Raw genomic sequence first — 8,708 nt, 5'->3', positions numbered from 1 at the left:
CGCGGCGGCAACCGTTCATGGCCAACCTGTTGCCACGCATCGGTTTCATTGACGAAACCTCGCTCAAGACGAACATGGCCAAGACCACTGGATGGTCCCCCAAGGGCGCACGCCTGATTGACCACGCCCCATTCGGTCACTGGAACACGCAAACGTTTATCGCAGCGCTCCGCCACGACCGTCTGGATGCGCCCTGGGTGATCGAGGACGCAATGAACCGCAAACTGTTCGAGCTTTATGTCGAGACCCAACTGACCCCGACCTGGGTGCGCGACTGCGAGAAGGATGGTTGGCATGATTGGGAATGATTTGCCGCCGTGCAATCTGGCATCCAGAAGCACGACGACGTTTGTTGGACCAAAGCTGGCAGAACTTTACTTTATTTTTCAGCAACTCATACCCAGAAGCGCGATTGCGCGGCGAAACTCATCAGCCGTCAAGCATCGCGACTACCTCGTTCGTGGTCCAGAGTGCGTTTGCCATATACCGAAAATTGATGAGTGCGGCGAGATAGCCATCGCCCTCGGGTAGCATGGCTGCAGCCGTGCCATCGGAAACAACTGCCACTTCGAAGCCCTGCTCGAGGAGTTCTCGCATGTGGCTTTCGGTGCATAGATTGGCAGACATACCCGCAAGAATAACCTGATCCACACCGGCCTTGCGCAGCTGCAGCGCAAGGTCATTCGTTTCAGGACCATATACCTTGTGCGGTGAACACTGAATGGTCTTACCGTCATGGATATACTGTTTGTATTGCGGCATGTAATCGGCGCCAGATCCCTCGAAGCCTTCAAGGCTCAGTGGCCCTGGACGATCAAACATTCCGACATTGTGCATCAGCTTTTCCAGCGCGCCTTCGAATCTCCAACCGTGATCGGTCGGATAGTAGTAGTGTGGTGAGACGGCGACGGTGATATCTGCTTTCTTGGCGGCCTTGAACAGGCGTTCAATGTTATCGACGGTGTTGTTCCGAGTGACACTTTCACCAACGGCGCCCCATACGACACCATCCGGCGACAAAAAGTCGACTTGTGGATCCGTGACGACAAGCGCGGCGCGGGACAGGTCCAATTTCATGTCGCTTGGCGGCAGGAATGGCTCGGACGGGGGCGCGTAAGGATTATCTTGCGCTGTTGCGCTGCTGGCGGCGAGGGTTCCGGCCGTGGCAAGCGCGGCAGTGCCGGTCAGGGCTTGGCGGCGGGTTAATTTGGTATCGTGATCGTGGTTATGTCCATTACACATGGTCATGTCCTTTTGTGAATTGCAAATTGATCGCCTTCATTAAATAGAATCATGGAGGTGCCTTTACGTCCCAAATATGTGTCCGAAATTATTATTTCAGTGCCTTCCAGGTTTAACTGTAGGAAGCTGACGTCATGACTTATGACATCGAACACGATCACATCCTGAATGAGCTGGAGATCACCGCTGAGCCTTTTGCGGTCTGCGCACTCGAAGGGGTATGCAGTCTCAGTCTGGGCCGAGTGCCAAACGCAACACTGCATTATGTGTTGGGAGGGCAAGGTGAGGTGCGGCTGCAGAGACAGGCGCCCTTGCCGCTTTCACCGGGGCGGCTGGTATTGGTGCCCGCGGCGATGAGCCACAGCCTTCGCAACCACGGTGGCGGGCAGGTGGGGTTATCAACGTGCCGACCGGCGACCCTTGATCTGGCGGAGCACGTCGCCCGGGGTGAAGCTGGCGGCAATATGGTCGTGCTCTGCGCGACGATATCGCTCAGACTGCGGGCGACGCTTGGTCTGATCGATCTCTTGCGTGTGCCATTGAGTCTGGATGTGGCGAGTGCGCCAGTCGCTGCGCAGGCAATGGCAGCTCTTTTGGTTGAGATGGGCACAACGCGGGTCGGCGGTCGTGCGATGGTGCGCGCGCTATTGTTGCAATGCATGATCGAGATGCTGCGCAAAAAGCTGGAAGCACGCGACCCAGCAGTCGCATGGGTGGCGGGGCTGGCCGATCCGAGCCTTTGGCGCGCATTACGTGCGATGCTCGATGATCCTGCGGCACCGCACGGAGTCGATAGTCTCGCGGAGATAGCGGGTATGAGTCGATCCCGATTTGCCGAGCGGTTCCAAACCACCTATGGACAAGGCGCAATCGGGTTCTTGCGCGAACTGCGTATGGCGCGCGCCGCACAGATGTTAAGCGAAGGGCGCGAGCCGGTCAAGCGGGTGGCTCAGATGGTGGGATTTTCGAGCCGCAGCGCATTTACCCGTGCATTCGTTGAAGCTTGGGGGCAATCGCCGTCCGCCTTCAGAGAGCGCTGAATTTACAGCATTTCCACTTATACCAGCGGCCCGAACCTTTGATTCTCTGAGGATTCCCTTCCGCGTGAAAATCTGGATCACTGCCCCCAAATGGCGGAGGTATTGATGGCGGTTGATCTCACACGGAAGGACATGTCGGCGGGCGATCTTCGGGCGGCGTCGGCGCGGACGAAGGATGCGAAGGCTGCACGACGTCTTCTGGCGATCGCCCTGGTGCTGGAAGGCTCGGATCGCAAGACGGCAGCGGAGAGCTGTGGCATGGATAGGCAGACGCTGCGTGACTGGGTGCATCGCTACAACGCCGAGGGGATATTAGATCTGGCAAACCGTCATTCGGCGGGCGCAAAACCGCTGCTGAGCCCTGAGCAGAAGGCGGAGCTGGCGCAGATGGTGCGTGAGGGGCCTGAGGGGCCTGACCCTGCGGTTGATGGGGTGGTGCGCTGGCGTCGCATTGACCTCAAGCGCAAGATTGAAGACCGCTTCGGTGTGGTCATGCATGGCATGGTGCAAACGCGCTCTGCATCCCCGAAAACATCTCCATCGTGATGCTACCGCCCTACGCGCCAGAGTTAAACCCTGTCGAGAACATCTGGGCCTATCTTCGAGCGAACTGCCTCGCCATTTCGGTGTTCGATACCTACGACGACATCGTCACACGATGCTGCGAAGCATGGAGCTTCTTTGCAAACGATCCCGAGCGTGTCCGTTCAATCAGTGACCGCGAATATGCAAGAACGGTCAATTTATAGGGCCGTTGGTAGAGCTATGCGGGATTTTGGGTGACGCGGCCTGATCAAGCGGCGCGGTTTGCAGTGTCGTTTGCGGCGACACCGTCGGTGAATGTGACGCCTTCGATGACCAAAGGCAACTGATTGGCGCCCTTCAGACGCCGCCATGTCTTTGCGGCGGCCTGAACGAGCTTGAAGACCATGAGCTTCGCCGTCTTCTGCGACAGGGCGCCCTTGGTTCGCACTGTCCGATGCCGAACGGTGGCGAAGACGCTTTCGATGGGGTTGCCCGTGCGCAGGTGGTCCCAGTGGTCACTTGGAAAGTCGTAGAAGGTGAGCAACGCCTCCCTGTCCTTCGTCAGACAGGTGACCGCCTTCTCGTATTTGGCCCCGTATTTCTCGGAGAAGGTGTCCATGGCGGTCTCCGCTGCGGCGCGGGTGTCGGCCTGCCAGATCTCGCGCAGGTCGGACTTTACCGTCGGCTGCATGGATTTCGGGAACTTGTTCAGGACGTTGGAGATCTTGTGGACCCAACATCTTTGATGGCGCGTGCCTGGAAACACCTCGTCGAGCGCCTTCCAGAACCCCATCGCCCCATCCCCGACGGCGATCTCCGGCGGAACCGAGAGGCCGCGGGCCTTGATGCTGACCAGCAACTCACGTCCCGTTGACCGGCAGGCTCTTTTCCGTAGGAAAAGATGCCGAGAGGGGGCTCTGCGCGCTTTCGCGCATACCGGCCTGAAAGCCGACGACTTCCTTCTTTCCTTCGGGCGTCGCCCCAAGAATGACCAGAATACACTCGGCTTGAGGCTCCATCCGGGCTTGGAGGTAGACGCCGTCCGCCCAGATGTAGACGTAGCGCCGCGCCGAGAGATCACGGCGCTGCCAGCGGTCATAATCCTGCTGCCACTCTCCGGTCAGGCGCGAAATCACGCCCGGCGACAAGTTCGGCGCTTCCGCCCCCAAGATCGCAGAGAGCGCCTCCCGGAAGTCGCCGGTGGAAATGCCGCGCAGGTAGAGCACCGGCAGCAAGGCATCGAGGCTGCGCGACCGCCGCGCCCATTTCGGCAGGATGGCAGAGCTGAACCGCACCTTCTCGTCAGCAGGCCCGACCGCGCGGTCTCGCACCTTCGGGCGGCGCACATCAAGCGCGCCGATCCCGGTCTGGATGCTCCGCTCCGGCCCATACCCATGCCGGACGACACGCTGCCGGCCATCCGGCAGGACCTCTTCGGCATGCTGCGCGACGAAGGCGTCAGCCTCTGCCCGAAGTGCAGCGGCCAGCATCCGGCGCGCCCCATCCCGGGCAATCTCGGTCAGCGGATCATCCACAGATTCCGGCTGACGCAGGGCGATGATGTCGGTATCGTTCGTCATAGATGGGATGGTTGCCGCCCTCCCCAGACGGCATCGCAATGTGCCAAGATGGTGGTGTTGAAAGCCACCAAGCAAGGAGGACGGCGAGATGAAGGATACAATAATCGGAGTGGACTTGGCAAAACGAGTTTTCCAGCTCCATGGAGCTTCGATGACGGGGCACGTAAAGTTTCGGAAGAAGCAGACACGGGAGCAATTCCGGAGGTTCATGTCTGCTCAACCTGCGTGCGTTGTCGTGTTCGAGGCCTGCGGCAGCGCGAGCTACTGGGCCCGGGAGATGGAAGCGCTTGGTCATGACGTCAAACTGATCGCGCCCCAGTACGTCCGTCCCTTCGTTAAGCCCCAGAAAAATGACGCGGCTGATGCCGAGGCGATGGTGATCGCCGCGCGCCAGCCGGAGATGCGCTTCGTCGCGCCAAAGACGGCAGAGCAGCAGGCCAAGGCGGTAATATTCCGCAGCCGGGAGCGCCTGGTCCATCAGCGCACCGAACTCGTAAATGCGCTGCGGGCGGTGCTCTACGAGTATGGCCATGTGTTTCCTACGGGCCGCGTTCATCTGAAGCGGATCGAGGCGTTGTTGGATGATCCCGACTCCGATCTGCCGTCGCTGATCATTGCGGAATGCCAGGACTTGCTGGCGCAGATTGCTGAGAAGACGGAGAGGGTCGACTTGAAGACCAAGGGGATGAAGGCGCTCGCGGACGAGACGGATACCGCGCGGCGACTGCAAACTATGCCGGGGATCGGGCCTCTGACGGCGCTGGCGGTCGAGGCCTTCGCGCCCGATATGGCGCAGTTCAAGTGTGGCCGGGACTTCGCAGCTTGGCTTGGGCTCGTTCCACGGCAGCATTCCACGGGCGGCAAGCAACGGCTGGGGCGTGTCTCGAAGGCTGGCCAAGCAGATATTCGGCGGCTACTCATCATCGGAGCAATGTCGCGGCTGAATTGGCTGGGACGACGGACGATTCCCGAGGACTCTTGGCTTTCGCGTCTGGCAGCCCGAAAGCCGCGGATGCTCGTCGCCATCGCCCTGGCGAACAAGATGGCTCGCGCGATCTGGGCCATGCTGACGAAAAACGAGGAGTATCGGGCTCCGGCGCAGGGCGCAGCTGCATGATGTTCAAGCAGCGCAAGACAACCTGACGTCGGTCAAGGGGGGTGTGAGAAGCCAAGACCTAAATGGGCAAACGATCGAACAGATCCGGACGGTAGAACCAGGCGATACGCCAGAGCCACTGAGCTCGTTTCATAGATTTGGACCCGTTCCGCGCATCACCATTTCGGCCAGCGGCTCTTGAAGGTCGCACGAACAGGCCTGACACAAGACCGCGCTCGATCACATGCTCAAGGGTCAAAAACTTCTTGCATCACGGGCGGCAACCACACAAGGCGTATCGTTCCTTCTGGAAGTTCTGGCAGGCTTGATCACCCGCCACGATACGCCGCCTTCTCAAACACCGTCACCCATTTCCCAGCATAGCTCTTGCGGNCGTATCGTTCCTTCTGGAAGTTCTGGCAGGCTTGATCACCCGCCACGATACGCCGCCTTCTCAAACACCGTCACCCATTTCCCAGCATAGCTCTTGCGGCCGGGCATGTAGGCACTTTAGCTTCAGCCAGAATCCCGCCGTTCTGATCCACGACGCAAATCGCCGTCTCTTCCTGCGACACGTCCAACGCTGCAAATACACTCATGCTATTCCCCATGATTAGGTTGCTTCGACTGCCGAAGCAGCAACCCATGTTGCACCACATTGGTGCGAAGGGAGATGGCGATTACGCTAAGTGGTGGTGTAAGAGCGCCGACCTTCGGGAAGGCCCGGGTTTTGATCAGGACGCCACGGCGGGCAACCTAATGTTGGGATTGTCGTTCACGCGCGCGAGGGTTTCAAGACTCATGTATCGGCGCGCAACGGTCCATTCGTCGTTGGTCTCGAGCATGATCACGCCGACGAGCCTGATGATGGCGTCATCGTTGGGGAAGATCCCCACAACATCGGTGCGCCGCTTGATCTCGCGGTTCACCCTCTCCAGCGGGTTCGTAACCGGCATGATGATCCCGGTGTCGGTGTTCCGCCCCGACTCTTCGATCTGGGTGTAGACCTGTGCATCCTCCCCACAGATCAGGTCTAGATTTTTACAATGCCCTTTCTGCGCAGCGCAACGGCTGCGGCGAACGGTTTCCTAGGGCAATGAGAATTTCGTGTCGATCGCTGCGGATGGTTCAGTGCCCTGCTATTGCACCTATCAGGCAGCGACCGACCCCTAACAACTGCTGGCCTGATCTGGCAAATTCAAGACACAGAATTTCACGATACCTTGTGCGCAGGTACTGAGCTCTGGACTTTCAGAACGGTTATTCTGCTTACTGAGAAAGCAAGAAAGGGGGAATGAGATGCCGACAGCTCGGGTACATGAAGCGGCACTTGCTCAACTGCTAGCTAGCGGTGACAGAGCCGCATTCGAGCAGGTTTACAACCAGCACAATACATCACTGGTCCGCGTTGCGACCGGCGTCGTTCGGAGCCGCGCGACAGCTGAAGAGGTGGCCCAGGAAACATGGATCGCGGTCCTGAAGAGCATCTCCGGCTTTGAGGGACGTTCTTCGCTGGCAAGCTGGATCTTCTCGATTCTGATCAACAAGGCCCGAAGCCGTGCGAAGCGCGAGGGGCGCATCGTTTTGTTTGATGGCGCAGGCGACGACGACAATCTGGCAGCCGCCTTTGATGGCCGGGGGCGCTGGAAAGACATGCCAGACCTTTGGGAAACCCTGACGCCCGAACGCATTTTGGCGGGGCGTAGCGTAATGGACCATGTAAATGCTGCGATTGAAGCCTTGCCACCGGGCCAGCGGTCCGTGATCATTCTGCGCGCGCAACAGGGGCTGGACGCTGATGAAGTCTGCGCCATCCTTGGCATCAGCGAGGGAAACATGCGGGTTCTGTTGCACCGCGCCCGGCTGGGTGTTCGGGCTGCCCTCGACGGGCTGATGTGATGTAAGGTCTTGTATTCCGCTAAAACTGAATTATTTTTCGGACACGGGTAACGCGGCAGGGTTCCGTTCGTCCTGTTCATGTGAAGCACGTGAAAAGGATACCGCCAGATGTTGAGCTGCAAGGAAGTTGCGTCCCGCGCCAGCGCCCTGATCGACGGGGAACTGAGCACGTGGCAAACTTTCCAGATGCGTCTGCATCTTGCGATGTGCAAGGGATGCGAACGGTTCATCGGTCAAATGCGGACGACGCGCGACCTGACCGAGAGCCTGCCCGCATCCGACGCGCATGATGAGGCCGACGAAGGCCACATCAGCGCAATCCTTTCCCAGGTTCACGAAGGGAAGCAAGAGGGCGGCTGAGGTCCCCGGGAAAGGATGCATACCATGAACAAGATCACAGTCGGCGTTGTCGCTGCGCTCATTGCGGTTGCCGTTTTGTCGGCCATGATGCTGGCCATGGGCGTGATGCCGGACTTGGATGTCATCGTCATGTTCAGCGCCATGATGGGGACGTCCGCCGCGACGGGGTGGCTGGGTCACCTCATCATCGGACGGTCATTCGTGGTGGCGGATGTGCGCTGCTTTTCGGCCTGATCCCGGGCGGAACGGAGGGGTCAACGGCATCATTTGCTAACCGCCGCCGTTTTTTGCCTGAGCACTATGACGATCCGCCCTTTTTGTCCGCCCTAAAGGCATCCCGCTGGGGCATGTAGCCTGCGATGTGATGCATGACACATGCCACACCGAAAACTGTGAGGAATGCCACAAGCGCGAACGTAATTACAGCGTCGCCATTGACGATTGAATCGCAGGAGATTCCCACGGGACCTTTTTTCTGATTCACTCTCCTTGGGGAGGGTGTTGGATGAGCAATTCACTTTCGATGGACCTGCGGGTCCGGTTCAAGCGTCTGATGGATGGTGGAATGTGTGCAGCAGCAGCGGGTCGCACTTTGCTGCTCAGCGCTGCGACGGCTGCACGCTGGGGTAAAAAGGTTCGCGATGACGCGCCTCTCACCCCCCTGCCGTCAGGTCCGCGCAAAGGCAGCGGCAAACTCGAGCCATATGTCCCTTTGTTTGTAGAACTGATGGAACAGTACCCGGACATCACCTTGGCGGAGTTGCAAGCTGCCCTTCTGACAGCCCACGGGGTGGCCTGTTCCACGAGTGGCATTGATGCTCTTCTGCGTCGCCGCGAATACTCATATAAAAAAAAAAGACTGATCGCCCAAGAGCGCGACAAGCCCGCAGTCCGAAAAGCCCGACTTGACTGGGCCTGGCGGCAGAAAGTCATGCAAGACCACCCCCCATCGGCTGATCTTCATCG

General features: G+C 59.0%; 9 protein-coding genes and 3 pseudogenes. 8 read left to right on the top strand and 4 right to left on the bottom strand.

From position 1 onward, the window contains the following. On the top strand, positions 1-308 hold a 308-nt coding region (locus V8352_RS20735), incomplete at its 5' end, for a transposase (RefSeq protein WP_336426173.1). Positions 309-429: 121 nt separating this feature from the next. Here V8352_RS20735 and V8352_RS20730 read toward each other — a convergent pair. Then, complete coding sequence (locus V8352_RS20730; RefSeq protein WP_336426172.1) at positions 430-1,248, bottom strand: cysteine hydrolase; 819 nt, start codon at positions 1,246-1,248, stop codon at positions 430-432. A 128-nt stretch (positions 1,249-1,376) separates the two neighbouring features. Between V8352_RS20730 and V8352_RS20725 the strand changes: the two genes are divergently transcribed. Further along, a complete protein-coding gene (locus tag V8352_RS20725; RefSeq protein ID WP_336426171.1) occupies positions 1,377-2,282 on the top strand; it encodes a helix-turn-helix transcriptional regulator in 906 nt (301 codons plus the stop codon). Positions 2,283-2,384: 102 nt separating this feature from the next. Next, a pseudogene (locus tag V8352_RS20720) lies at positions 2,385-3,031 on the top strand (helix-turn-helix domain-containing protein). Between the two features lie 44 nt (positions 3,032-3,075). Here V8352_RS20720 and V8352_RS20715 read toward each other — a convergent pair. After that, positions 3,076-4,387: pseudogene (locus tag V8352_RS20715) on the bottom strand (IS256 family transposase). Positions 4,388-4,475: 88 nt separating this feature from the next. Here V8352_RS20715 and V8352_RS20710 point away from each other — a divergent pair. Next, positions 4,476-5,504, top strand: coding sequence for an IS110 family transposase (locus tag V8352_RS20710; RefSeq protein ID WP_336426170.1), 1,029 nt, complete (start codon positions 4,476-4,478; stop codon positions 5,502-5,504). Positions 5,505-5,947: 443 nt separating this feature from the next. Here the strand turns inward: V8352_RS20710 and V8352_RS20705 are convergent, their stop codons facing one another. Both V8352_RS20705 and V8352_RS20700 read right to left on the bottom strand, forming a co-directional pair. Further along, positions 5,948-6,082: a hypothetical protein gene (locus V8352_RS20705; protein ID WP_336426169.1), complete on the bottom strand. Its 135-nt coding sequence runs from the start codon at positions 6,080-6,082 to the stop codon at positions 5,948-5,950. A gap of 135 nt (positions 6,083-6,217) precedes the next feature. Beyond that, positions 6,218-6,430 (bottom strand): annotated as a pseudogene (locus V8352_RS20700) (transposase); the annotation flags it as partial. A 352-nt stretch (positions 6,431-6,782) separates the two neighbouring features. Here V8352_RS20700 and V8352_RS20695 point away from each other — a divergent pair. From V8352_RS20695 to V8352_RS20680, 4 genes are all read left to right on the top strand, one after another. Beyond that, positions 6,783-7,382 carry an RNA polymerase sigma factor gene (locus V8352_RS20695; protein ID WP_336426168.1) on the top strand — a complete coding sequence of 200 codons (600 nt, stop codon included), beginning with the start codon at positions 6,783-6,785 and terminating at the stop codon, positions 7,380-7,382. 108 nt (positions 7,383-7,490) lie between these two features. Next, positions 7,491-7,742, top strand: a complete 252-nt coding sequence (locus V8352_RS20690; protein ID WP_336426167.1) for a zf-HC2 domain-containing protein — start codon at positions 7,491-7,493, stop codon at positions 7,740-7,742. Between the two features lie 24 nt (positions 7,743-7,766). Continuing rightward, on the top strand, positions 7,767-7,976 hold the full coding sequence (locus tag V8352_RS20685) for a hypothetical protein (protein ID WP_336426166.1): 210 nt from the start codon (positions 7,767-7,769) through the stop codon (positions 7,974-7,976). Between the two features lie 271 nt (positions 7,977-8,247). Further along, on the top strand, positions 8,248-8,708 hold a 461-nt coding region (locus V8352_RS20680), incomplete at its 3' end, for a helix-turn-helix domain-containing protein (RefSeq protein WP_336426165.1).

Origin of the sequence: Roseovarius sp. D0-M9, assembly GCF_037083805.1 — a bacterium.
GTDB lineage: Bacteria > Pseudomonadota > Alphaproteobacteria > Rhodobacterales > Rhodobacteraceae > Roseovarius.
This window is presented reverse-complemented; position numbering and strand designations above follow the sequence as displayed.

Excerpts from the sequence above, each read along its gene's own strand:
- V8352_RS20690 (WP_336426167.1), top strand. The coding sequence starts at position 7,491 with ATGTTGAGCTGCAAGGAAGTTGCGTCCCGCGCCAGCGCCCTGATCGAC.
- V8352_RS20705 (WP_336426169.1), bottom strand. The coding sequence starts at position 6,082 with ATGAGTGTATTTGCAGCGTTGGACGTGTCGCAGGAAGAGACGGCGATT.
- V8352_RS20685 (WP_336426166.1), top strand. The coding sequence starts at position 7,767 with ATGAACAAGATCACAGTCGGCGTTGTCGCTGCGCTCATTGCGGTTGCC.
- V8352_RS20710 (WP_336426170.1), top strand. The coding sequence starts at position 4,476 with ATGAAGGATACAATAATCGGAGTGGACTTGGCAAAACGAGTTTTCCAG.
- V8352_RS20695 (WP_336426168.1), top strand. The coding sequence starts at position 6,783 with ATGCCGACAGCTCGGGTACATGAAGCGGCACTTGCTCAACTGCTAGCT.
- V8352_RS20730 (WP_336426172.1), bottom strand. The coding sequence starts at position 1,248 with ATGACCATGTGTAATGGACATAACCACGATCACGATACCAAATTAACC.
- V8352_RS20725 (WP_336426171.1), top strand. The coding sequence starts at position 1,377 with ATGACTTATGACATCGAACACGATCACATCCTGAATGAGCTGGAGATC.